Source organism: Methanosarcina barkeri MS, from assembly GCF_000970025.1.
GTDB classification, from domain to species: Archaea; Halobacteriota; Methanosarcinia; order Methanosarcinales; family Methanosarcinaceae; genus Methanosarcina; species Methanosarcina barkeri.
This window is the reverse complement of record NZ_CP009528.1, coordinates 3,314,011-3,339,208: the sequence shown is the minus strand read 5'-3', so window position 1 is coordinate 3,339,208 and position 25,198 is coordinate 3,314,011. Positions and strand designations below refer to the sequence as shown.

Genomic DNA, 25,198 nt, shown 5'->3' with positions numbered 1-25,198 from the left:
TCAGTATGTATCTTCGGTGTGTACCCGAACTTTTTCCACGACTTTCTTGTTATATGCATTTACGATGTCGCTTCGGGTAATAAGACCTAGGAGTTTGGTCTTGTCCTCTCTGTCCACAACTGGAAGCCTGCCTATTTGTTTTGAAGCGAAGCGTTTGAGGACCGCGTCAAGGGTTTCATCAGGGTAGGCAACTTCCAGACGCCGGGTGGCTATATCCTTCACTTTTTTGTCAACGTCTCCTGACTTTACTTTGCTCCGTAGGTCTGAAAGGGTTACTATACCTGAAAGTTTGCCTTTGGAATCAAGGACTGGAAAGCCTACGTGGCGGCTTACCTGCATTAGGGCCGTCAGTGTCTCAACACTCTTCTCCTCAGAAACTGTCTGGACATACGTGATCATGGCATCTTTTACAAGCATGGAGCTCATAATGTCCACTTCTCTGCCTTTTCGGATTTTAAACCCTCTCCTGCGTAGGCCCTCCGTGAAAATGGACTCCGGATAAAGGGCATTTGACATCACATTGCTGAGGACGCAGGCAAACATGAGAGGAAGAATCATATTATAATCCCTTGTAATCTCAAATAGGATCAGGATGGCTGTAAGGGGGGCCCTGGCAGTTCCGGCAAAGACCGCACCCATCCCAACCATAGCATATGCCCCTTGCTCGGCTACAATCCCCGGGAAAAACAAGTTTGCGATTGTCCAGAAAGCTCCTCCCAGCATTGCACCTGTAAAAAGGGAAGGAACAATCGTTCCTCCTGAGCCTCCAGAGCCTAGACTCAGGGAAAAAGCGAGGATCTTTAAAAAGAGCAGGATTAGCAGGAGCTTGAAAGTAAGCTGGTTGTTGAGTGCGTCTGTTATTACATCATATCCCATTCCGAGAACTCTGGGGTAAAAAAGGCCTATTGCACCTACTGCGAGCCCTCCCAGGGCAGGTTTGAATACAGGATGGAGAGGAATTTCCGAAAAAATATCTTTTGTGTGGTAAAGCGTCCTGATAAGTAGTGTAGAGATAAACCCTGCAAGAAGCCCGAGCACAAGGTAGAGCCCGAGTTCTTTGTAGGGACTTACCATTTCGTAGGAAGGGATTTCTATAGGTTTAACCCCGAAAAGTGTGCTTGAGACAAGGGTTGCAAAGACCGAGGAGATAACTATCGGAATAAAGGTCCTGGTTTCAAGTTCCCCGTAAATCACTTCTACTACAAAGACGACTCCCGCAAGAGGGGCATTAAATGCAGCCGCAATTCCGCCAGCAGCTCCGCAACCTAGAAGTATCTGAAGCTGCCTTTCAGGGCTCTTCAGGATTTTCCCGAGAAAAGCCCCAGTCCCGGCTCCTGCAAGGATTCCAGGTGCTTCCTTTCCCAGCGCACCTCCTGAACTGATTGTGATTATTGAAGTAAAAATCTCCAGAAAAACATCCTTGAGATTAAGCCTTGCTCCACGGAGGGTTACGGTTTCTATAAGTCCGTCAACGCCGTACTTCTTTTTCATCAGAAAATGGGAGATTATTCCTACCAGCAACCCTCCAAGGGCTGGCACGAATAACACATAATAGTTTGGGAACTCGTGTAACGGGGACCCTTGCTGCATACCCAGAAAAGTATTGCTGTACTGGAGAGTCTGGTCATAAACTCCTATCACGAACCCTGTAAGGAGCCCGATTATAATAGCAATTGAATTGACCTTGGTAGTTTCGGTATCAAACCGGGTAATATACTCGGTGATCTTGGGATGTTTTTTTACATTGTGAAATGCCGATATGTGCTCTGGACTAACTTCCAAAAACTCGTACCTCTTAAATCCTTTTATCTCTTCCTTTTTCTTGAACAAAAAGGTAAGTTTCAGGTTATTCTACCTGAATATTTTTCACTCGAAGGATTTCAAGCATTTATTTAAATGTATCATAATATTATATTATACAATGTATGCCCAGAGTACAGCCTGCAAAAATCGAAGATTCTTTTCCTCGATTTTTTTGCTATCTTCATCCTTCTTTATCTTCGTTATCTTCATCCTTCTCTATTTACAGCTTTTCATTTGATTCTTATCTTTTGTTATTCTGAATAAGTTCCAGAACCTCATAGAGTTTTTTTGCAGTTTCGGAAACGGTCTGCATACCGATGGAGTCTTCTTCTACCGGGTTCCAGGCTATTCCGCCGAAATGAGAATTATCGCCAACTACAATCATACCGTGAATATGCATCCAGTCATGGATTGATTGAATGGTTTTTTCCTGACCTCCGTTTCTTGAGCCTCCAACTGAGAGAGCGGCTCCAACTTTGTTTTTAAGTGCAAGGTTATTGCGGCGAAGCAGGACACTTCTATCAAAAAGAGCTTTAAGTTGGGCAGGATAATTCCCCATATATACCGGCGATGCAACAATTATGCCGTCTGCTGATCTCATTTTTTCATAAACTTCTTCCATATCGTCTTCAATTACACATGAGTCATTCTCCACACAAGCTCCGCATACTTTACAGGGTGCAATCTCCATGTTTGAAATAAAAACGGTATCGGTTTCAAAACCTCTTTCTTTTGCTATTTCGAGAGCAGTTAAAATCATTTTTTCACAATTCTTTCCCTTTCGTGGACTGCCTGAAATTCCCAGTATCTTCATTTAGATCATTCCGAAATTCTTTTATATTATTTATCACGTATAATCAGTAATAATTGTTTTAAGTATACCATCTGCCACAAATATCACAGATCGTTATGTAATTCAAGGAAAAAAGTTCGTATATAAGTTTTTGTTGGCGGTCTTAATTATATATTTATTATTTTTATATATATCTCTATTCATTTTACGTATGTTTATATATTAAGACCCAGCTAACTTAGACTACTCTAATTATATAGGAGGTTGGTTGATTGGTAACATTTTTAGAAAAGATCAGTGAAAGAGCAAAGAAACTTAACAAAACAATTGCTTTACCTGAAACTGACGATATAAGAACTCTTCAGGCAGCTGCCAAGGCTATCGAAAGAGGTGTTGCAAATATCGTTCTTATTGGTGATGAAGCAAAGATTAAGGAGCTCGCAGGAGATCTTGACCTCTCAAAAGCAAAAATTGTAAATCCTGAGACTTACGAGAAAAAGGATGAATACATTCAAGCTTTCTACGAGCTGAGAAAGCATAAGGGTATTACACTCGAAAGTGCAGCCGAAGTTATGAAGGATTACGTTTACTTCGCCGTTATGGCGGCTAAACTCGATGAAGTAGACGGTGTAGTTTCAGGTGCTGTTCACTCTTCCTCTGATACACTTAGACCTGCTGTCCAGATTGTTAAAACTGCCCCTGGTGCAGCTCTCGCATCTGCTTTTTTCATCATTGCCGTACCGGACTGTGAATATGGGTCAGACGGGACATTCCTCTTTGCTGACTCGGGTATGGTCGAAATGCCCAGTGTGGAAGACGTTGCAAACATTGCTGTCATTTCTGCAAAAACATTTGAACTACTGGTTCAGGATGATCCATATGTTGCAATGCTTTCTTATTCCACCAAGGGAAGCGCACACAGCAAACTGACCGAGGCAACAATTGCTTCCACAAAGCTTGCACAGGAACTCGCTCCAGATATTCCAATTGATGGTGAACTCCAGGTAGATGCAGCAATTGTTCCAAAAGTTGCAGCTTCAAAGGCTCCAGGAAGCCCTGTTGCAGGTAAGGCTAATGTCTTTATTTTCCCTGACCTTAACGCTGGAAACATAGCATACAAGATTGCCCAGAGGCTCGCCAAGGCCGAAGCTTATGGCCCTATTACTCAGGGACTTGCCAAGCCAATTAATGACCTGTCCAGAGGCTGCAGCGACGAAGACATTGTCGGTGCTATTGCAATTACATGCGTTCAGGCCGCGGCACAGGACAAATAATCTCAAACGTTTCTATATTTACAAACATTTTAGAAAGCTTTTTATTGACTTTCATATATAAAATACCTTATTGTATATATAAAACGGAAATTAAAAGCAATCTATGAATTGGGGTTTAAATATGAAGGTATTGGTAATAAACGCAGGAAGCTCATCCCTGAAATATCAGTTGATTGATATGATCAATGAGTCCCCTCTTGCAGTCGGTCTTTGCGAAAGGGTGGGAATCGATAACTCGATCATTACTCAGAAGAGGTTTGATGGCAAGAAGCTGGAAAAGCAGGTTGACCTGCCAACCCACAGAGTAGCCCTTGAAGAAGTTGTCAAGGCTCTTACCGACCCGGAATTTGGTGTCATCACAGATATGGGTGAAATCAACGCGGTCGGACACAGGGTTGTGCACGGTGGCGAGAAGTTCACAACATCTGCTTTGTTTGATGCAGGTGTCGAGGAAGCTATTAGAGATTGCTTCGATCTGGCTCCTCTCCACAACCCTCCAAACATGATGGGAATCACAGCCTGTGCAGAGATCATGCCTGGAACGCCCATGGTTATTGTTTTTGATACTGCATTCCATCAAACCATGCCTGCGTATGCCTACATGTATGCTTTGCCATATGACCTCTACGAAAAGTATGGAGTCCGAAAATACGGGTTCCACGGGACTTCCCACAAGTATGTCGCTGGAAGAGCCGCTCTTATGCTTGGAAAGCCTATAGAAGATACCAAGATTATCACCTGTCACCTTGGAAATGGTTCAAGTATTGCAGCAGTGAAAGGTGGAAAATCTATTGATACCAGCATGGGCTTTACCCCGCTTGAAGGGGTTGCAATGGGTACCAGATGTGGTTCCATTGACCCGGCAGTCGTTCCATTCATTATGGATAAAGAAGGACTGTCAAGTAGAGAGATTGATACTCTCATGAATAAGAAGTCAGGCGTACTTGGAGTTTCCGGGATAAGCAACGACTTCAGAGACCTTGACGAGGCGGCCTCTCACGGAAACGAGAGAGCTGAGCTTGCCCTTGAGATCTTCGCATATAGTGTTAAGAGGGTTATTGGTGAGTATCTAGCTGTGCTCAATGGTGCAGATGCGATTGTCTTTACCGCAGGTATCGGAGAAAACAGCGCAAGCATCAGAAAGAGAATCCTTGCTGGTCTTGACGGCCTCGGCATAAAAATCGATGAGGAAAAGAACAAGATCAGAGGCCAGGAAATTGACATCAGTACCCCTGATTCAAGTGTAAGGGTTTTTGTCATTCCAACCAATGAAGAACTTGCCATTGCAAGGGAAACAAAGGAAATTGTTGAGACCGAAGCTAAACTACGTAGCTCGGTACCTGTTTGATTGTAAAGGAGAAGTCTCCTTTACCTTTTCTATTTTTAACTTTTAGTATGCTCGTAAAAGCTTAAACTGCATTTTTGCTGTTATGAGTTTTGCTGAAACCTGCTTTACTATTATGAGTTTTGCTGTTACGAGTTTTACTGTTACGAGTTTTGCTGTTACGAGTTTTGCTGTTACGAGTTTTGCTGTTACGAGTTTTGCTGTTACGAGTTTTACTGTTACGAATTTTGCTGTTACGAGTTTCTATTAAGATATTTGCTGTTAATAGTTTGATGTTATGAATTCAATTTCTACCATTTTTGTTTTTCTGCTTTTTTCTGCTTTTTGAAAAATAACTTTTAGTCTTCGAGAATTGGAGTTTCTATTGTCAAAAAATGAATACCCTTAAAGAATAACTGTTCTTAAGCTATCATATTATTATGAAGCAGGTGGATATTATCCCTCGCGCACCCATACCAGATAGGGTATTGGCAGCCAAGGGTTTTTGAAGCTGCCAGAGCAAAGAACCGGCACATACTGGGCCTTGAAGCTGTTTGTATTCTGAAAGCTTATGGCATTCCTGTAGTAAAGACCAAGTTTGCAAAAACTGCAGAAGAAGCTATAATCGCAGCAGAAGAGATAGGTTATCCTCTTGTAATGAAGGTCGTTTCTCCACAGATATCTCATAAATACGATATTGGAGGAATCAAACTCTCCCTTCAAAATGCTGCTGAGGTAAAAGCTGCTTATCAGGACATGATGGACGGTATCAAAAAGAAACTGCCGGATGCATACCTTGAAGGCGTACAGCTTCAGCCCATGCTCTCGGGTGGCAAAGAGGTAATTCTTGGGATGGTTCATGATCCCACATTTGGGCCTATGCTGATGTTCGGGCTTGGTGGAACTTATGTAGAAATTCTCAAAGATATCCAGTTTGCGATAGCTCCTGTTGACGAAAGAGAAGCCAGAGAAATGATTGCAGGAATCAAAACCTATCCATTACTTGCTGGAGTCCGGTGGGAAAAACCTTCTGATATTGACGCGCTTGTATACACAATTCTCAGGGTTTCGAGGCTTGTTTGCGATTTTCCGGAGATAGAAGAATTCGAGATAAACCCCATGATGGTTTTTGAAAAGGGAAAAGGCGTACTTGCTGTGGATTTGAGGTTGATACTGAAGAGGGACATGTGATTTTTTTGCTTCAAGCACAATCGTTGATCCTCAACCGTTGTGCCTGTTGATCATGCCGACCAGTTCGTTGCTTGGTTTTTCGGTCAAGCCTTTTTTGAAAATGATTGTGATCACGCCGACCATTTAGTTGCTTGGTTTTTCGGTCAAGCCTTTTTTTAAAAGGGTTGTGCCACAACCGTTGAGCCTGTTGATCACGCCGATAGGGTTGGGAATAAGTTCCTCAAATTCAAACATTGCCAGGGTTTTCGGTCAAGCCTTTTTTTAAAAGTCTTGCGGTCAAGTAGTTTTTTTAAAAGTCTTGCAGTCCATTTTTCAAGTTTTTTCCAAAAATTTAGGAAAAGCTGTTTTCGTCATCAGTTGGCAGTGGTTGCAAAATTCTGAGACGTTTCAGGTCTGGTCATACTCAAATTATAACATTTGTTTCTTACATACTAGGAGTAATAAATGAGGTGGTGAGACGACCCAGGAACGGAAAAGACTCATGCTGGCTGTGGGTATCCTGCTTATTTCGAGCACTGTAGCTATTAATCTCCTACTTGAGGATTCACCAGTGGTAATCCAGCTTGAAGGAGATACGTTCAAGGTTGTGGATATCCCGTACGTGTATACTGTAAAAGAGGCGTATATTCTCCTTTTTTCCGGGTTTTTTGGAGGTCTGGCGCTGGCTCAGGTTTTGCGGTCCATGGGGGTTCAAGGCTCTGAGCTTTCGATAACCGGAAAGGAAGCACAGGTAGTTGCTCTCAATGTTATCACAGAGAAAGATCCAGAGAAGATTTTTGAGGTTTCGCATGAAAATGACCCTGTTGAGGAAACCCTGCCCAGGGATAACATCGACCCCACAGATGTCCTTTTGCGAGCCCTTGAAGGAGATGAAAGGAAAGCCATTGAACTGATTGTAGCAAAAGGAGGAAGAATTCTCCAGAATGAACTCGTAAATTCTCTCGACTTTTCCAAGGCCAAAGTTTCTCGAGTTCTCATGAACCTGGAAAGGAGAGGCATAATAACAAAGAAAAAGTACGGGCTTACAAATTGCATTTCGATAGCTGATGAGCTTAAGGATAACGTCGGGATGAGGGGTGAAATGAAATGAAGAAAAGTGCTCTTATTTCGATTTCAGTTGTTTTACTGGTCCTGATTCTGGGAGGGTCATGGTACTATGGAAATGGGGCCGATGTAAAAATAGTTGATATGCATGCTTCTCCTTTTGGGGCCGGTGACCCTGGAAAGCTGAACATAACGCTTCAAAATAACGGTTTAAAGTCCGTGGATGTGTGGCTTGAGATTGAAAATGCTTTTGTGGACGAAAATGGGACGAGCTACTCAACATCAAGGCTGATAATTTCCGATAATTCTACAAATCCATGGGATGAAGGATCAGTTTCTCTTCAGAAGCCGATAAAACTTGTTCATGGAAATAACTCGGTCAGTGTATGGCTTGGATATAAGCTTCCAGGGGAATACCCTGTAAAGGTTAGGGTTGTTCAGAATGGCAGACTTCTGGATGAAGACACTTATCTTGTAAATATCCCGCTTCCCGAACTACACTTGAAACTGGAGGATGAAATGGAGCACATAAACACTTCTGATGTTTACAGGGTTTATGGCTATCTCCTAAATTACGGGCTGAGCTCTGCAGACAAAGTGAGTACTAACTTAACAGTAACAAACGAAAGAACAGGAAAAATTGTGTTTACGTCTTCCGAGTTTTATTCCGTGGGAGGACAGGATAAAAGTGCCCTCAGAGCCTGGCCGGGTTATCCATATGCAATTGTGGAAATTGCGCACGGTAAACCCTCAGGAGATTTATATAAGCCTATCCCGAATGTGATTGTCGGGGAAAACGGGGATCGCTTCCTGCTGAATGTAACATCTCGATGGCAGGATCAGGTAACATCTGCCGAATTGCATATTCCGGCTCAGGAAGAGGCAGGTGAAGCATATGATAAAAAGATATGAGCTTTTCAGTTTCAAGAGCGCAAAACTTTTGGTTCTTATGTTTTTGCTTTTCGGAATCTGTGCTGGCTGTTTTGAGAAGGATCCGGTAGAGGCCCGGGTGAATACACTAATTCAGGGTCTCGGAGATGAGGACGAAAGAGTCAGTTCGGGTTCAGCTAATGAACTTTGGGCGATCGGGGAACCTGCAGTAGACCCTCTTATAAAAGCTTTAAAAGACGATAATCCACAGGTTCGAAGCCTTGCTGCTCAGGATCTTGGAATAATAGGTGACAAAAAGGCTACAAATTCGCTAATAACAGCTCTGAAGGACCCGGTTCCGGAAGTTCGTATGAATGCAGCTTTTTCACTTGGCGAACTTCAAGCCACTGAAGCTGTTGAGCCCCTTATTGAGCTTTTGAAGGACGAAAACGGAGAGGTCGTTCGCTATACGGTAATTGCACTTGGAATGTTGAAAGATCCCAGGGCTACTGAACCTCTTTGTGAGGTTCTGAAACGCGATGATGCTAGTATAAGCTATGATGGCAATTCGAATATACGCTCTGAGGCTGTATTTGCTCTTGGAGATACTGGAGATCCGCGGGCAGTTGATACCCTCCTGGATCTATTAGCTGATAAAGAAGTTGGGAGTTCTGCAGCTTCCAGTCTTGGTCGTATTAAAGGGGAATATGTGTTCGGAAAACTCATTAAACTGCTGGGCAGCAAAAATCCTACAACCCGGACTAACGCCGTAGCTGTATATGAGAATATTCAGGACCCTGCTGCTGTTCCTATTCTGGTTCGGATGCTGAATGACCAGGTTCCAGAAGTGCGCATAGGAGCTGCTTACGCTTTGGGTCATTTTAATGAGTCTGAGGAAATTGCCCAGACCGAGCAGCCCCTAATTCATTCTCTTGAAGATAGCAACGTCAAGGTACAGGCAGCTGCTGCTGGTTCTCTTGGACGTATTGAGAGCAAAAAAGCGATACCACTCCTTGCAGAGCTCATTCAGTCTAATAATTCTTCTCTCTGCGAGACTGCTATCTATTCCCTGGCGAGATATAAAAATCCTGAGGCTGCAGACGCTCTTATTGCCGCTCTTGGAAATGAAAACTGGCATATAAGAATGGAAATTGTTTATTCTCTTAGGGAAGTCGGGGACACCCGGGCGGTCGATCCTCTTATTCCCTTGCTTGGGGACGAAAATTTGGGAGTAAGAAAAAGTGCGGCAACATCTCTTGGATCACTTGGCGATAGGAAGGCTGTTGAGCCTATCATTAAGGCCCTTGAGACCGAAAGAGAGTCGGATGTCAGAATCTCGGAAGTTCAAGCTCTTGGGATACTGGGAGGACCAGAAGCCATCAACTGTTTGAGCCGGATCGGCACCGATAAAGACGAGTATAAATACGTAAGGAATTCTGCAGAGAAAGGATTGATGATACTTAAGGGAGGTGGAACAGTGAATGCCTCCTCTTTTTATTAATAATATATTTGGATTGTGAAAATATGGAATGAATGGAATAAGTTTTGAAGTGGAATCGTTAGGAATATGGAGGAAACAATAAAATGAAGAAACATACAGCAGTTTTACTGGTTACTCTCACTCTCTTACTTGCAGTATCAGCAGACACTGCAAATGCAGCAGACAATACAAGCAGTATAACCAATGTTTATGATGTAGCCGGCGCCGATTATAAAAGCGAGAGTTGGTCTAACGAACAATATCCGGTAATCGATTTATTTGGAGATAAATATGTTCCGCTGTTTACCACTAATGGAAGTATTGGGAATATACATGTTAACAAACTTGCCAAGTTGATTCTTGACAATAATGAGACTTACACCCTCAAAGACGGTGAAAAACTCGATCTCAGCAATGGATACGCTCTTGAAGCCAAACAGATTAATATTAACAATGAGGAACTATGGTTTGAGTTCAGTAAGGATGGAAAATATATTACTGACCAAATAGTCTCAGCCAGTAATGAAGGCAATAGGACATGGACTGTTACCCTTGACAATGTTCAGGGTGAAAATAACATCGTTGTCATGAAAGTTCATATTAAGAATATATTTGTGGGTGCGGAAACCAGAGTCGTTTGGATCGACGGCATCTGGTTGACTGACTATACAAATGCCACGACTCTCAAGGTAGGAGATAAAATAGGAGAATTCACTCTTGAGAAAATCGTCAGCGGAGTAAATACTTCTAGCATGGGAAGTCTTGTTTTTGAAAATACTACGGGATCTTCATTAGTTTGTAATGTTGTCGGTACCAATTATAAATGCGACGGCTGGTCTAATGTAGCAGTAGACACTGCAAACACAGCAGACACTGCAAGTACAGAAGACATAGCAAATACAGCAGATATTGCAAGTACAGAAGACATAGCAAATACAGCAGACAATGTAAGCAATATAACCGATGTTTGTAATGTTGTTAGTACCAGTTATAAATGGGTATCTAATGAACAGTATCCAGTAATCGACTTATTTGGCGATAAATATGTTCCGCTGTTTACCACTAATGGAAGTATCTGGGATGCACATGTTAACAAGCTTTCCAAGTTGATTCTTGACAGTAATGAACGTCACGTTCTCAAAGACGGTGAAAAACTCGATCTCGGTCAGGGCTACGCTCTCGAAGCCAAGCAGATAAGTATACCCAATAAGCAAGCATGGCTCGAGTTCACAAAGGACGGAAAATATATTGATGATCGAATAGTTACAATCGATAATGACAAGAATACAACATGGAATGTTACTCTTGACAATAATATTCCGGGCGAAAATGATGTTATTGTCATGAGAGTTCATATTGGCAACGTAGGCGGATTTGTAGAAAATAATATCCTTCAATATAGTGATGTCGTGATTGACGGAATCTGGCTCACTGACTATTTAAATGTCAGAACCCTTAAAATCGGAGATAAAATAGGAGAATTTACACTTGAAGAAATAATCAGCGGAGAGAATATCTCTAACCAGGGGAGCCTTGTTTTTAAAAATGCTACAGGATCTTCTATAAGTTGTAATGTTGTTGGTACTAATTATAAATGTGACAGCTGGTCTAATCAGTACCCATCAATCAATCTATTTGGAGATAAGTATATCCCGTTGCTTGCCAGTTACGGCTCAGCATGGGAGCCTCATAATAACCCAATCTGGCAATGTCATGTTGATAAGCTTGCTAAACTCGTTCTTGATAGCGATAAGAAACATCTCCTGAAGACCGGTGAAAAACTCGATCTCGGCCAGGGCTACAGTCTCCAGATCAAGCAAATCGACGTTGATGGAGATAGGGCTTTGATTGAATTCGATAAAGATGGAAAATATGTAGATGACGATATCATTTTAACTGAGCCCAATGAGCATTATTGGACTTGTTTACGTGACGATATTCAAGGCGAAGACAATATTCCTGTCCTGAAAGTCTATGTTAGCAAAGTCTATCAGGACGGGAAAGACAGTATTGTTCAGATTGACGGGATCTGGCTAATTGATTATGCAAATGCCAGAACTCTTAAAATCGGGGATGAAATCGGGGAATCCACGCTTGAAAAAATAGTTAGCGGGACAAACTCATCTAACCTGGGAAGTCTTGCTTTCAAGAAAACTCAAGCTGCTGATTCTTCTTCACTTATCTCCAAAGAGGAAACGGGTGTATCCACTAACAAGAATACAGGCCTATCCACTCCATGGCATTTGGACTTCTTGAATTTTATCACAAGCAAATTTCAATGAAGAATAACTCAGTTCTACAAAAGCATCAAATGCCACGTTCTAATGAAAAATCCACAGACAATTTCCAGCTTTGTAGAAATCCTCTTTAAATAGACAGAAACGGATCGCCTTAAATTATCGAAAATTCAGTCCATATCTCAGTCACAGGTATATTAAGACTGCTCCATGAAAATTTCTACAGAGCCCAATTTCTTTACTTCATGTTTTTATTGGTCTAGCAATAAAATTTGGGTCTTGTCGAAAGACATTATATTGTTTTCCTAGTTTTTGATCGATAACGGTCAACGATTAGTGGAAACTATGCTAGATTTTGAAGATCCAATAAACTACTAAAAAACTGAGTATAGTTAATTCACCCTGGACGAATTAAAGTCCAGAGGACGGCTTAATGACCTGCAAGTAGCAGGAACAAGGAGGAACAGTAAAATGAAAAAATATAAAGTAATTGCACTGGTTGCTCTTACTCTATTAATTTCAATAACACTAAACACCGGAGGTGCAACAGACAATAATTGCAGTAAAGATACTATTTGTAATGTTGTCAGCACCCATTATAAATGCAGTAGTTGGTCTAACGAACAATATCCAGTAATTGATTTATTTGGGGAGAAAAATGTTCCATTGCTTGCTAACCACTGTAATATCTGGAATGCACATATTAACAAGCTTACCAGGTTGATTCTTGACAGTAACGAAACTTATACCCTCAAAGAGGGCGAAAAGCTCGACCTTGGTCAGGGATATGCTCTTGAAGTCAAGCAGATTGACATTGATGGAATGAAGGTTTGGCTTGAATTTACCAGGAATGGGAAATATATTGCTGATCAAATTGTCTCGGTTAATACTGATAGCAACAAGACATGGACTGTTGCCCTTGACAATATTCAGGGTGAAAACAATATTGTTGTCATGAAAATTTATGTCAATCAGCTATTTGCGGGGGCAGTAGACAATATCGTTCAGATTGAAGGTATCTGGCTAATTGACTATGCAAATGCCAGAACTCTTAACATTGGAGATGAAATCGGAGGATTCACACTTCAGCAAATCATCAATGGAACAAATTCGTCTAATCTGGGAAGCCTTATTTTCAAAAATGCTACGAAATCTCCTGTAAGTTGTAATGTTGTCAGTACCAGCTATAAATGCAGTAGTTGGTCTAATGAACGATACCCAGTAATTGATTTGTTTGGGGAGACGAATGTTCCCTTGCTAGCCAATAATGATTCAATCTGGCAATCACATGTTGACAAGCTTGCCAGATTAATGGTTGATAGTAATGAGACTTACACTCTCAAAAACGGCGAAAAATTTGACTTTGGAAATGGTTACGCTCTCAAAGTCAGACAGATCGATATTGATAGTGAGAAAGTCTGGCTAGAATTCACTAAAGACGGACAACACATAGCAGATCAAAATCTCTCCGTTAATACTAGTGATGAAAACAAGACATGGACTGTTACTCTTGACAACGTTCAGGGTGAAAATAATATTGTTGTCATGAAAGTCCACGTCAAACAGTTATTCGTAGGTGTGGAAAACTGCATCGTTTTTATCGACGGGATCTGGCTGATTGATTATGCAAATGCCAGAACTCTTAACATTGGAGATGAAATCGGAGGACTCACACTTCAGCAAATCATCAATGGAACAAATTCGTCTAACCTTGGAAGCCTTATTTTCAAAAATGCTACGGAATCTCCTGTAAACTGTAATGTTGTCAGTACCAGTTATGAGTGTAATAGCTGGTCTAATGAGCAATACCCCTTAATCAATTTGCTTGGAGATAAGAATGTTCCACTGTTTGTCGATTGCGATCCAATCTGGAAATGTCATGTTGACAAGCTTGCTAGGCTCGTTCTTGACAGCGGTGACAAATTCACCCTGAAGGCCGGCAGTAAACTTGGTCTCGGCCAGGACTACAGTATCAAGGCCAAGCAGGTTGACGTTGCCGGTAAGAAGGTTTGGCTTGAATTCTATAAAAATGGAAAATATGTAGATGATACTATCCTTTCAACTGGTGAGAATTGGACTTGCTACCTTGACAAAATTCAAGGTGAAGACAATGTTCCTGTCCTGAAAGTCCATGTTAGTAACGTCTATCAAAGTGGAAACAACAGTGTTGTCCAGATTGACGGGATCTGGCTGATTGACTATTCAAATGTCAGAACCCTCAAAATTGGGGATAAAATCGGAGGATTCACACTTGAAAAAATCGTTAGTGGAGTAAATAAATCTAACCTAGGAAGCCTTGTTTTCAGAAAAATCTCAAATAGCTAACTACCTGCACCACCCACCCTAAAAACAAACATTACCCACCTTAAAAAACAAACATTACCCACCCTAAAAACAAACATTACCCACCCTAAAAACAAACATTACCCATCTTAAAAAACAAACATTACCCACCTTAAAAAACAAACATTACCCACCTTAAAGACGAATTAATGTATTGATTCCAGAACTAGTCCATCATTGAAAAAATTCATTGTTAATGAATAAATTTAAAATTTCAAGTCCGTGAAGGTGTTTTGGAATCGATACACTGAAAAACATCATAAAGAGTTACATCCTGAGTTCCCAAGTTTCAAGATCTCAATCGAATTTCATAAGTCTAATAGTCAGATGATTTGATTCTAAAGTTAGAGCCTGAAGTTTATTTGCTTAAAAATTAGCATAATTCGATATCATGAGAAGTTTATGCGTTTATAAAAGTGGAACTCAGGTTATAGCAGAAGAAGATATGTATATTCATTAAACTGCAGAAATTAATTGTTAATGTTAAGTCACATCACTATCGTTAGACAAACGCTGAGCGGGGAAAATGATGAAAAGTAAAGTTATATCAATGATACCGATTTCCACTTTTTCGTTTTCATCCTCATCTATTGAAATATCTAATAAAGCACGCAGGGGATGTAACATCTTAAAAGCTTTTGAAATAGCGGCACTTACGGTTTTAACACTGGTGAGTGTCGCAGGTGCATCACCATTCGCATATATTGCAAACTTAGAGAGTAACAGTGTTTCTGTAATTGACACTGCTACAGATACTGTTACAGCTACGGTGAATGTGGGAATCGAGCCCTCAGGAGCTGCAGTCAGTCCGGACGGAACAAGAGTATATGTGACAAACTGTATGAGCAACAGTGTCTCTGTAATTGACGCAGTCAAAAATCAGGTAATAGACACAGTATACGTAGGAAGCTATCCCTGGGGGGTTGCAGTCAGTCCAGATGGAACAAAGGTGTATGTTGCGAACACTGCAAGCAACACTATCTCTGTAATTGACACGGCAACAAACAATGTTACAGCCACAGTAAAAGTAGGAAACTTGCCTTACAAAATTGCAGTGTCTCCGGACGGAAAAAAGGTATATGCTGTGACCTCCGGCATTCCTCCTGACTACCAGGGTAATGTTTCTGTAATTGACACAGCAACAAACAATGTTACAGCGACAGTAAATGTGGAAAAAAATCCACATGGAATTGCAGTCAGTCCGGATGGAACAAAGGTGTATGTTGTTAACTCCAATAGTTATCCTTACTACAAAGGTACTGTTTCTGTAATTGACACGGCAACAAATAATGTTAAAGCCACAGTAAATGTGGGAAACTTGCCACATGAAATTGCAGTCAGTCCTAATGGAACGAGAGCATACGTAGCGATAGATATACCTGGTGGATATTCAGGTAAAGGTAATATTGATGCAACTTCACATACAGGTGCTGTTGATGTTATTGACACAACCAAAAACGAGGTTATAGCCAGAGTAAGTGTAGGAAATTACCCTTACGAAGTTGCAGTCACCCCAGATGGAAATGAGGTTTATGTAGTGAACTATGGGAGCAACACTACTTCTATAATTGACACAGCCACAAACAAAGTTAATACTACGGTGCCCGTAGGAAGATCCCCTACTGCTGTGGGGATTGGTCCGGTAATAAAATCCAGTTCTACTATTGGATTAAATGGTACTTCTTTCTTAAACCCTGTATATCAAACCGAAAACCAGACAAATGATACCAGGATGACAGCAAATGGAGGAACAGCGGATAAGCAGAAAAGAGAATCTGTCCCTACTCAAGCATCAATTCCTTTTCTAAACTCTATTTGGGTACTTGTAGCAGTATTAGGGGCAGTTGCATTTGTTAAAAAGAAGAATTAATGACGCGATTATGTTGATACATCTTGATTTAACCCAGCAATTCTAAGCAAGGAGGATTTGACTTTTCTCTCTTGCTTTTCAATCATTCTTAAATTAAACTTAAAAAATATTTTTATACTTATAAAATCGGGTCATTTGCTATATCGTGCTTCCAACTTTCGGAAATTGAACCAAAACTTTTTAGAAAATTTTTCTAGCTGAAAGCCTGCTTAGAGGAATCTTTCGACATGATTCGAGTATAAATGGAAGTGATTGATACATTTGAAAATTTATTCCATTAATTTTCAGAAGAAATGCATAATCAGACAACATCAAGTAATTTTTGTAACAAAGTTATTTATAAATAAACAAGCTTGGATGGGATTCTAAATGTTAAAAAGTATATTAATTACGATGTTATTATTACTTTCTACAGGTATAGCATTCACAAGCCCGGTATCAGAAGATCAAAATTCTAATGTTACACAGCTTAACAATACACAGTTTAACAATACACAGCTTAACAATACACAGCTTAACAATACACAGCTTAACAATACACAGCTTAAAGTTATGCAGTTTGAAGAAATTCTTCCTAAAGAAGAAGGATTCTCAGTAAGTTATGCATCATGGAGCCCTGATGGACAATACCTGCTGATAACCTCTTCCAAATCGATTTCTCTTTCACATAGTATTCACAGGCACTATCTCTTAGACACGAAATCCCGTACATTGGGTGAAATCGATTATGGAGTAAAAGAGTTTAACAGTTATTCCATACCCGGGGCAGAGTGGTCTCCATCTGGGGACAAGATCTATTTTGGAGTTTCAAAGGTTGAACGAACAAACACTGGCTATTGTTTTGTTATTTGCAATCCCGATGGTACGAATTTAAAATGTATAGGCACCAACTACACGGACCTTTCAAGCATATTAGAAAACATTGGGAATATTGGTTTTCAGAGAAAGCTTAAATGGAGTCCTGATTCCAGTAAAATCACGTTTGAATGGGAAAACCCAGAAAACCATTCTACTAAAGTGTATACTGCAAGCAGAAATGGTACAAATGCCCGTGAACTTTCTTCAGCTACATATCCACAGCCTGTCTGGTATGATTCTGACAAAATCTTCATTACTACAGATGAAGGATCTGTAGATCTTATCAACGAGAGTGGGGATTTAATTCAGACTTTCCAGCCGGAAGATAATGATGAAAAATACTGTGCTTTTTCACTCAGTCCTGACAGGAAAAAAATACTCCTGGTTTCTGGACTGCCAGGAAGCTTCGATTTGCAGACCTATATATCTAACACTGACGGTTCGGAATTGAAAGGAAAAATTTCCTATTACGATGGTACCGAACAACGTATCTTGACAAAAGAATACTGGCAGCCAAACGGTTCATGTCTTCTGGTAAATCAAAATGGTAATCTCTATCTCGTAGAGGGAAACGAAAATAAAAAGTCTCTTTTGTATAAGGGTAATGCCAGCGAACCTCAATGGGTTCCTGATGGAAAGAAAATATTATTCGTTGAAGGTAAAAATAAACTATATTCAATCAATGTCGATGGAACTAACCTGACCTTCATAACCAGTTTCGGACTTACATCCTCTTATTTCTGGGATTTATTCTGTGACCCTCTCGACGAAGCTAAAAAATTTTCGATAAGCCCGTCTGGAGATCTTATAGTGTTCACATCTGCCCTTTACCCTGATACCGGAAAGATAATTGAAAATGAGCCGGGCCCTTCAAAATGTAAGAACATTGCAGCTCCTTTATTTGTTGTCAACTCTGATGGTTCTAACCTTACTCAGATAACGCCTACAATAAAAGGTAGACATGACATCTTAAGAGAGTGGAGTCCCAATGGAGAACGGCTTACTATAAGGTCTATTATATTTTCTTCAGAGAGTGACTGGGAGTATAAAGAAAGTTCTCTTGTAGAATTTAATGCGACGAACTCTTCTTCTATCTGGAAAAATATGCCTGTGAAGGAAATTATAGAGAGTGAAGAGTCCGGCACTGTTGATAATGTCCAGAGCAATAAATCCAGCTCTATAAATACCTCACAGGTTACTGAGAATGAGGAAAAAAGCAAGTAATCTACTTGCTTTTTCTTCTTACATTTTTTGCCTGTACTTGGATGAACTGACAAGAGGTGTCGGTTCCTGGAGTATAGATAAATAGGGATCTTATAACAGATTTGAACCTGTGCAAAAAAATAACTTTTTCCGGTATCACCTATGAGGATTCTCAGGAGATTACTCAGCTTAAATTACTCAGCTTAATCTTCAACAAGTTCGATGGCATCTTCAGGGCAGGCTTCCACACACTGGTTGCACTCGATGCAATTTTCCGGGCGGGCTACAACTGCCTTTTTCACTCTCTCAATTTCCTCTATATCAAAAACGTCTGCGGGGCAAACTTCGTAGCAGGCAAGAGCTCCGGTACACTTTTTATAGTCGATTACTGGGTGCATTTTTTCCCTCCACCGTATTCTTTCCATATTAAAAGTTCAATTTGCAGCGCGAATACTAATATCAATAACGATTTTGTTATTTCGCCCTTTTACTGAATTTCAAGTTTACAATTTCTTTACTGTATTTCAATGTCTACGGTCTCTTTTATTGAATTTCAATGTCTACGGTCTCTTTTATTGAATTTCAAGTTTACAATTTCTTTACTGAATTTCAATGTCTACAGTCTCTGAAGTTTCCCTGTAAGGCACTACGACAAATAGTTTTCCATCGCAATATCTAGCAACTGCTTTTTGAGGAACAACCCCGCAGCAGAATGCATAAGTCCCGGCATATTCGACCCCGGTCTCTTCTCTTTTCGCTCTTACGAAAAAGCCTTCTTCAACCATCTTTAATTCGATATTCTCTTTCTTTACTCCAGGCAGATTGATCTGGATTTCAAGGTTTCCCTTGTCATCAGAACACGAAACTACATCAGGAGACATTTTCACCATAGCCATACTACCCCTCCCAAATTTTTTTTCTCCGGCAAACTACATAAAAAAACTAACTTTGTTCATATCTCGGGGAGTTTAGTGTAAGGCGTTAAGGCATCTGTATTCAGAATCTCATTCTGGAATATAGATGCTTTGACATCAGATATTTGAATATTAGATGTTACGGCACAAAATTTGAATCTTAAATGCTATGATACTGGATATCAGAATCTTAAATTTACGATATTAGATGCCGATTTTTTATTCAAATCCTTGTTTCTAACCGCCGCACAAACCCCATTACTAGAGTAAAAATCTCGATATTTATAATTTGTGAATCGATATATCGATTCACAGATCGTTTCAGACTGTGTTTTTCAGAGTGTTATTCTAATTTTTGAAGGATAAAAAAGACGTAGAAAAGCTTTATTGCAGGATTTTTGAAGTAAATATCTCTTAATTGACAATTTTCGAGCTAGTATGTTTTTTCTACTCTTTTTGCAAGGTTTTGGACGTTAACCGGAATGTTCAGCTCCATAGCTCACGGTTTTTGTCAATGAAAGCACGCTGGACCTCTTTTTTTGAGGAGGTATAAATCAGGGCTGCGGGATGGTAAAGTTTCAGGATTGTTCTTCCTTCGTGTTCCACAGGGACTCCCCATTCGAGTTTTTTTCCGGGGCAAAAGGACTTCTCAGCTGTATTGCCAAGAAGAATTATGATTTTCGGGTTAAGTAGGATTATCTGAGAAAGCAGGAAGGGCTTACAGCACTCTATCTCGTTTGTACTGGGTCTTCGGTTTTCGGGTGGATGGCATTTGACAGTATTTGTTACCATCCAGTCTTCTTCGGAAAGCCCCATGTACTCGATCATTTTATCCAGTTTTTTTCCTGCCCTGCCATAGAAAGGAATCCCGGTTTCATTTTCGCTTTTTCCGGGGGCTTCTCCTATGAAGAAAACTTTCGGATTACATGACCCTTTTCCTATGACTCTTTTGATTGCACTTTTATGGAGGGGGCATCGGGTGCATTTAATTATCTCCTTTGCAACAGTTTCGTATCCGGCTTCCACCATCATTCTTATTCTTTCTTCAAAATCTCTACGGTTATCCTTTTCATATGTCGTCGCCTTCTACCTCCTTTAATATTTTTTTCTGTAATCCAATATATTATTAAATTGTGGCCAGTTTTTAATTCTGGCTTTTATATAAAATTTGTAATCCATTTCATGAGACCTGCACACAAACAAACTTATTTATGGAAAAAATTCCATGACAAACATAACCATTATTCAATAATAAAAAAATTCTCTAAAATTTGCTGTTAAATTTTATTTTCTAATATATATAAAAATCTCATTCACAAAGGTGCGCTGAGGTATGACTTCTAGAGACTTTCTTACAATCGATGATTTTGACACACGCGGAAAGACAATTCTTGTAAGGGTTGACCTAAACTCCCCTATGGATCCACAGGGTAATATTCTGGATGATATGCGGATCCGAAGCCATATTGCCACCTTGAAGGATCTTGAGGATGCAAAAGTTGTTTTGCTTGCACACCAGAGCAGGCCCGGAAAAAAAGACTTTACTACAATGAAGCCTCATGCTAATTTGATGTCCAAATATCTGGGAAAGCAGGTTCTTTATGTAGATGATATCTTCGGAACTTACGCAAAGACCAGAATTGCTTCTATGGAAAACGGAGATGTCATCCTGCTTGAAAATGTAAGGTTCTATTCCGAAGAAAGCATCGAAAGAACTCCAGCAGAACAGGCAAAAACCTATCCGGTTAAAAAACTGGCACCTTTTGTGGATATCTTTCTTAATGACGCTTTTGCTGTATCTCACAGGTCTCAACTTTCCGTAGTCGGATTTACAGAAGTTCTTCCGACCGGAGCCGGAAGGGTCATGGAAAAGGAGCTCACATCTCTGGATCGAGGGATCAAAGGAGGGGAGCGACCAACTATTTTTGTGCTCGGAGGGGCAAAAGTTGATGATTCACTTCATGTGGCTGAAAATGTGCTTTCAAATGGAGGAGCTGACCGGGTACTCCTGACCGGAGTAGTAGCAAATGTGGCACTTGCGGCATCCGGTATAGATATTGGGAAAGTGAATATGGACTTCATCAAATCCCAGGGTTACGAAGACCAGATCGAAAAAGCAAAAGGTATACTTGCGAAATTCAAAGATAAAGTTGGCCTTCCCAGGGACGTGGCTTTAAACGATAATAAGAAGCGGGTCGAATTGCCTGTATCGGAACTTAATTCTAATTCTCTTCCTATAAACGATATCGGGCTTGAGACCATTGTGGACTTTACCAGTGAAATCGCAAGTGCAAAAACTGTTATCTTAAACGGCCCTGCAGGGATTTCCGAAGTTACTGAGTTTGCTCTTGGAACGCACGAGATTATAAAAGCTGCTACTAAGTCCGAGTTTTCAATTATTGGCGGTGGACATATTTCGGCAGAAGTCGAGCATCTCGGGCTTGCACACCGTTTCTCTCACATCAGTACAGGTGGCGGGGCATTAATTGATTATCTCTCAGGAGTAAAGCTGCCTGGTGTAGAGGCTCTGAAGGCTGCAGCTAAGAGATATGAGGAAGCTAAGAAAATCTAATCCTTCTGTTTCCTGCAAGTTCTGACATCTGTGAAAATAAGCTTTCTATTGGGAGTTCCTTTCTTGGAATTCCTTTCTTGGAATTCCTTTCTTTGAGTTTTCTTCTTTGAGTTCTCTTCTTTGAGTTCTCTTCTTTGAGTTCTCTTCTTTGAGTTCCCTTCTAGAAATTTCCTTCTAGAAATTTCCTTCTGCCAGACTTTCTGGCTTTTCTTTTTTAAAACAGTTCTTTTCATCTTCCGGCTTCTTTAAAGTGAAGTTCCGAAAATATACTTTTACCATCTTCGATGAACATAATGTTATACTAGCTTCCACGTAAGTATTATCATACTAATAACTTAGGTAAATGTATAGCTGGTATTTGCAGCTAGTACTGGTAATGCTGGTAATATTTGCAGGTAGTATTGGTAATGGTGGAATATTTATTAAGAGAGTTACAGGCAAAAATTCAATTAAAATTGAGGTGTTGGTTCAAATATGCTTACAGACGTTGAGGGTAGGGCTGCAGTCAAACTTGCAAGGAAATCAATCGAATTGTTCCTCTCGGAAGAAAGGCTTCCGGAATCTCAGGAACTGGATTTTGAGTTTTCGCCGGTTTTCGGAGAGAAAAGGGGGGTTTTTGTCACACTTACTGAAAGCGGACTTCTGAGGGGCTGTATAGGACATCCGTTCCCTGATTCGAAACTTGAGGACGCAATTATGGATTCTGCAATTTCTGCGGCAACTCGGGACCCACGTTTTCCTCCGGTGAGAGAAGATGAGCTTGATAAGATAGTTGTTGAGGTAACAATTCTTACCCAGCCTGAAAAGATTAATGCTCCTGCAGAAGAGCTTCCTGAGCACATAGAAATCGGAAAGCATGGACTTATTGTAAAGCAGGGCTACTGTCAGGGACTTTTGCTTCCTCAGGTCGCCCCTGAGTATAATATGGATTCTATCGAGTTTCTGAGCCATACCTGCCTGAAAGCCGGCCTTTTGCCTGACGCTTGGCTCAAAGGAGCCGAAGTCTCCTGTTTTGAAGGGCAGATTTTCAAGGAAAAAGAACCATGTGGCGAGGTCATTGGGGAATAATCCTTCAGGTGAATGAGGACTCTTGCGGCTTTCTTGATTTCTTAAAACGTTTTAGAATAATTCTTACACAGGTTTTCAGAGCTTTATGAGTCCGAAAATAATATGTTCCGAAACTAAAACATGAATAGTGCAATTAAATTTTTTGGGAAAGAATATACAGGAAGCAAATAATTAGAAAATTAGTAAATAGGAAGTAAATAACCAGAAAATTAGTAAATAGGAAGTAAATACTCAGAAAATTAATAAATAGGAAGTAAATACTCAGAAAATTAATAAATAGGAAGTAAATAATCAAACAATTAGTAAATAGGGAGCAAATAATCAGACAATTAATAAATAGGGGGTAAATATAGGGGGTAAATATAGGAGGTAAATATAGGAGGTAAATATAGGAGGTAAATATAGGGGGTAAATATAGGAGGTAAATAAACAATATATCGAATTTCCGTTTTATTGCGGGCAGCCTGCAGGCTTTCAGAGTCTTATTCCTGAGTCTGTCCGCATGTGATTTATAGAGATTGAGAGTTTTAGGCTGAAATCAAGTTGAAATTCAACTTATTCGGATTGTGGTAGATTGTGGTATCGGTATTGTGATACGTTGTTTGAGTATTTTTATCCTGAGTGCTGGTTTATTCAATCTCGATTTTCTTTCCAGTTACAGGTTTTGTTTTCGGTAGAGTGACAGTTAAGACGCCGTTTTTGAGCTGCGCAGTTGCTCCTTCTTCATTTACGCCGTCGGGAAGAGGAATCTCGCGGTAATAGCGCATGAAAGACCGTTCTTTTCTGAGGTAACCTTCTTTTTCAGCTTCTTCTTCATTTCCTTTCCCTGCACTGATTACCAGAACATTATCCTTTAGATTGAGTTCAACATCTTCCCTGTCAACCCCGGGAAGGTCGGTTGTCACAACTACCTTATCGTCTTCTTCCATTACATCAGTTAGTGGAGAGAAGGCTTCGTTTCCGAACCGGCTTTCCAGTGCAGGAAAAGTCCTGAACATATGTTCCATATAGTTCTGCATTCTTCTGATCTCATCAAATGGGTCCCAGCTATACATGTCACGGTCTGTTCTTTTCATTGGAAATTTCATTGCAGATTCCTCGTTACTCAATTCCAGGCTTCCTTGATCGCAAGCTTTCCCAATTTCAGACTTTCCCGATTTCAGGATTGCTTTTCTTTCAGTTTTCCTGGGTTTTATTTTTCTTCACAGTTTTTGATCTGTAAATTAGTCCAACACAGTTATTATCCATCTCTCCGGAGAACAGCCTGGATGGCGGGAAAGAAATAACGGCGGAGGTCCGTTTTTATCTCACCCGTTTTTTACAGGCACGATGATGAGAGTTCAAGACTCTCACATTTCTTTAGGAGGTAGGAACAAGTCTGTTTTTTGAAGGTGTTACATGTTCGCCTTCGGTCTGTTCGCAGATATCTATTATGTAACTGAGGGGTAGGCGCTTACAGTCCTTGTTTAATTGTTCTGTAAGGGTAGTATTGTTCTCAAGTTACTACCCTATAGATAGTAATCTTAGTATTTATAATTTTCGCATATTCCGGTTTTAATAGTTATAAAATCAGGAATATTTCAGGAAAAATTGCAAAATTTTCGGGCAAAAATGATTCTAAAGCAAAACAAAAAATATTCTAAAGCAAAAGTGACTGGAAAATTTCTTAGTTCAATGTATATTGAAATCTAACTAGGTGACAATTTTCACCAGAAAATCTCTATTTTAGCCGTCTTTAATGTGTCTTGTCACGCTCGACGAAGGAGAGCGGTCATTCCGTGAAATTACAAAAAGAATATCATTATAATAATAGTCACAGAAATAGGCACAAAAGAAAAAATGAGATTAAAATCCTTTATTCAAGGAATTCATTGATTCCAGCCGCACGTGACACTAAATTTTTGATTAGCTGCATATCCTCAACTATGAGAATTCTATTAAGATTATTTTGATTTAACTTTGGCTGAACTGAACCGGTTAGGTACTTTGATACATAACTGTGTTAATGAAATAATACAAGAATTTCAAATCGTTTTTTTCGTTATTAGATATTATGTGAGCATGGTTATTTACCCAAAATTTTCCTTTTGCAATAGTTGCTATTTTTTCCTTGTGAGATTTTAGATTTTCATCGTCTTCCGCTACAAGCAAGTAAGTTCCATCAAAAATATAATCATTTATGTGATCTATGATTCCTTGAGCACCGTAATAAGGATAAATTCCCTTCATTTTTTCTCTTTCTTTTGCTGATAAAGGCACTCTTTTATTGTCAAGATTGACTGAAATTTCTCCTAACTCTCTTTGACTTTCCACTCTTCAGGAATCATCCCAATCTCGGTTTCTTTGAATTTTGT

At 40.1% G+C, this 25,198-nt stretch carries 20 protein-coding genes; 13 read left to right on the top strand and 7 right to left on the bottom strand.

Annotated elements, in window-relative coordinates:
- Together MSBRM_RS13410 and MSBRM_RS13405 are read right to left on the bottom strand one after the other, a co-directional pair.
- Complete coding sequence (locus tag MSBRM_RS13410; RefSeq protein ID WP_048157092.1) at positions 1-1,782, bottom strand: chloride channel protein; 1,782 nt, start codon at positions 1,780-1,782, stop codon at positions 1-3.
- A 262-nt stretch (positions 1,783-2,044) separates the two neighbouring features.
- The gene (locus MSBRM_RS13405; RefSeq protein ID WP_048155978.1) at positions 2,045-2,617 is read right to left on the bottom strand and encodes a flavodoxin family protein; all 573 of its coding nucleotides are present in this window, start codon (positions 2,615-2,617) and stop codon (positions 2,045-2,047) included.
- A 251-nt stretch (positions 2,618-2,868) separates the two neighbouring features.
- Between MSBRM_RS13405 and pta the strand changes: the two genes are divergently transcribed.
- From pta to MSBRM_RS13350, 11 genes are all read left to right on the top strand, one after another.
- A complete protein-coding gene (gene pta, locus MSBRM_RS13400) occupies positions 2,869-3,870 on the top strand; it encodes a phosphate acetyltransferase (protein WP_048121082.1) in 1,002 nt (333 codons plus the stop codon).
- Positions 3,871-3,991: 121 nt separating this feature from the next.
- Positions 3,992-5,218 (top strand): acetate kinase, encoded by a 1,227-nt coding sequence (locus MSBRM_RS13395; RefSeq protein WP_048121078.1) that lies wholly within the window; start codon positions 3,992-3,994, stop codon positions 5,216-5,218.
- Positions 5,219-5,300: 82 nt separating this feature from the next.
- A complete protein-coding gene (locus MSBRM_RS20550) occupies positions 5,301-5,465 on the top strand; it encodes a hypothetical protein (RefSeq protein ID WP_155400475.1) in 165 nt (54 codons plus the stop codon).
- Between the two features lie 182 nt (positions 5,466-5,647).
- Entirely contained in the window at positions 5,648-6,385 is a 738-nt protein-coding gene (locus MSBRM_RS13390; RefSeq protein WP_141706379.1) for an acetate--CoA ligase family protein, read from the top strand.
- A gap of 481 nt (positions 6,386-6,866) precedes the next feature.
- Positions 6,867-7,475: a helix-turn-helix transcriptional regulator gene (locus MSBRM_RS13385; RefSeq protein ID WP_048121074.1), complete on the top strand. Its 609-nt coding sequence runs from the start codon at positions 6,867-6,869 to the stop codon at positions 7,473-7,475.
- Complete coding sequence (locus MSBRM_RS13380; RefSeq protein ID WP_048121072.1) at positions 7,472-8,341, top strand: hypothetical protein; 870 nt, start codon at positions 7,472-7,474, stop codon at positions 8,339-8,341. Before MSBRM_RS13385 ends, MSBRM_RS13380 begins: the two co-directional genes overlap by 4 nt.
- The gene (locus MSBRM_RS13375; RefSeq protein ID WP_048155975.1) at positions 8,325-9,800 is read left to right on the top strand and encodes a HEAT repeat domain-containing protein; all 1,476 of its coding nucleotides are present in this window, start codon (positions 8,325-8,327) and stop codon (positions 9,798-9,800) included. The genes MSBRM_RS13380 and MSBRM_RS13375 overlap by 17 nt, the downstream gene beginning before the upstream one ends.
- A gap of 83 nt (positions 9,801-9,883) precedes the next feature.
- Complete coding sequence (locus tag MSBRM_RS19690) at positions 9,884-12,061, top strand: S-layer protein domain-containing protein (protein ID WP_230628893.1); 2,178 nt, start codon at positions 9,884-9,886, stop codon at positions 12,059-12,061.
- A 426-nt stretch (positions 12,062-12,487) separates the two neighbouring features.
- The gene (locus MSBRM_RS13360) at positions 12,488-14,341 is read left to right on the top strand and encodes an S-layer protein domain-containing protein (protein ID WP_052712898.1); all 1,854 of its coding nucleotides are present in this window, start codon (positions 12,488-12,490) and stop codon (positions 14,339-14,341) included.
- A 547-nt stretch (positions 14,342-14,888) separates the two neighbouring features.
- A complete protein-coding gene (locus MSBRM_RS13355; protein WP_052712897.1) occupies positions 14,889-16,229 on the top strand; it encodes a beta-propeller fold lactonase family protein in 1,341 nt (446 codons plus the stop codon).
- A 369-nt stretch (positions 16,230-16,598) separates the two neighbouring features.
- Positions 16,599-18,311 carry a TolB-like translocation protein gene (locus MSBRM_RS13350; protein WP_048121069.1) on the top strand — a complete coding sequence of 571 codons (1,713 nt, stop codon included), beginning with the start codon at positions 16,599-16,601 and terminating at the stop codon, positions 18,309-18,311.
- A gap of 182 nt (positions 18,312-18,493) precedes the next feature.
- Here MSBRM_RS13350 and MSBRM_RS13345 read toward each other — a convergent pair whose 3' ends face one another.
- The 3 genes from MSBRM_RS13345 to MSBRM_RS13335 form a co-directional block, all read right to left on the bottom strand.
- On the bottom strand, positions 18,494-18,688 hold the full coding sequence (locus MSBRM_RS13345) for a 4Fe-4S dicluster domain-containing protein (protein WP_048121064.1): 195 nt from the start codon (positions 18,686-18,688) through the stop codon (positions 18,494-18,496).
- Between the two features lie 201 nt (positions 18,689-18,889).
- Entirely contained in the window at positions 18,890-19,186 is a 297-nt protein-coding gene (locus tag MSBRM_RS13340) for an Hsp20/alpha crystallin family protein (RefSeq protein WP_048121060.1), read from the bottom strand.
- 504 nt (positions 19,187-19,690) lie between these two features.
- The gene (locus MSBRM_RS13335) at positions 19,691-20,236 is read right to left on the bottom strand and encodes a uracil-DNA glycosylase (RefSeq protein WP_048121058.1); all 546 of its coding nucleotides are present in this window, start codon (positions 20,234-20,236) and stop codon (positions 19,691-19,693) included.
- Positions 20,237-20,537: 301 nt separating this feature from the next.
- On the opposite strand from MSBRM_RS13335, the gene MSBRM_RS13330 reads away from it, so the two are divergent.
- Both MSBRM_RS13330 and MSBRM_RS13320 read left to right on the top strand, forming a co-directional pair.
- Positions 20,538-21,776 carry a phosphoglycerate kinase gene (locus MSBRM_RS13330; RefSeq protein ID WP_048121056.1) on the top strand — a complete coding sequence of 413 codons (1,239 nt, stop codon included), beginning with the start codon at positions 20,538-20,540 and terminating at the stop codon, positions 21,774-21,776.
- Positions 21,777-22,250: 474 nt separating this feature from the next.
- Complete coding sequence (locus tag MSBRM_RS13320; protein WP_048121053.1) at positions 22,251-22,844, top strand: TIGR00296 family protein; 594 nt, start codon at positions 22,251-22,253, stop codon at positions 22,842-22,844.
- Between the two features lie 629 nt (positions 22,845-23,473).
- On the opposite strand, the gene MSBRM_RS13315 is transcribed toward MSBRM_RS13320, so the two are convergent.
- Together MSBRM_RS13315 and MSBRM_RS13310 are read right to left on the bottom strand one after the other, a co-directional pair.
- Positions 23,474-23,932 (bottom strand): Hsp20/alpha crystallin family protein, encoded by a 459-nt coding sequence (locus MSBRM_RS13315; protein WP_048123421.1) that lies wholly within the window; start codon positions 23,930-23,932, stop codon positions 23,474-23,476.
- Positions 23,933-24,821: 889 nt separating this feature from the next.
- A complete protein-coding gene (locus tag MSBRM_RS13310; RefSeq protein WP_052712896.1) occupies positions 24,822-25,157 on the bottom strand; it encodes a restriction endonuclease subunit S in 336 nt (111 codons plus the stop codon).
- Positions 25,158-25,198 lie beyond the last annotated feature (41 nt).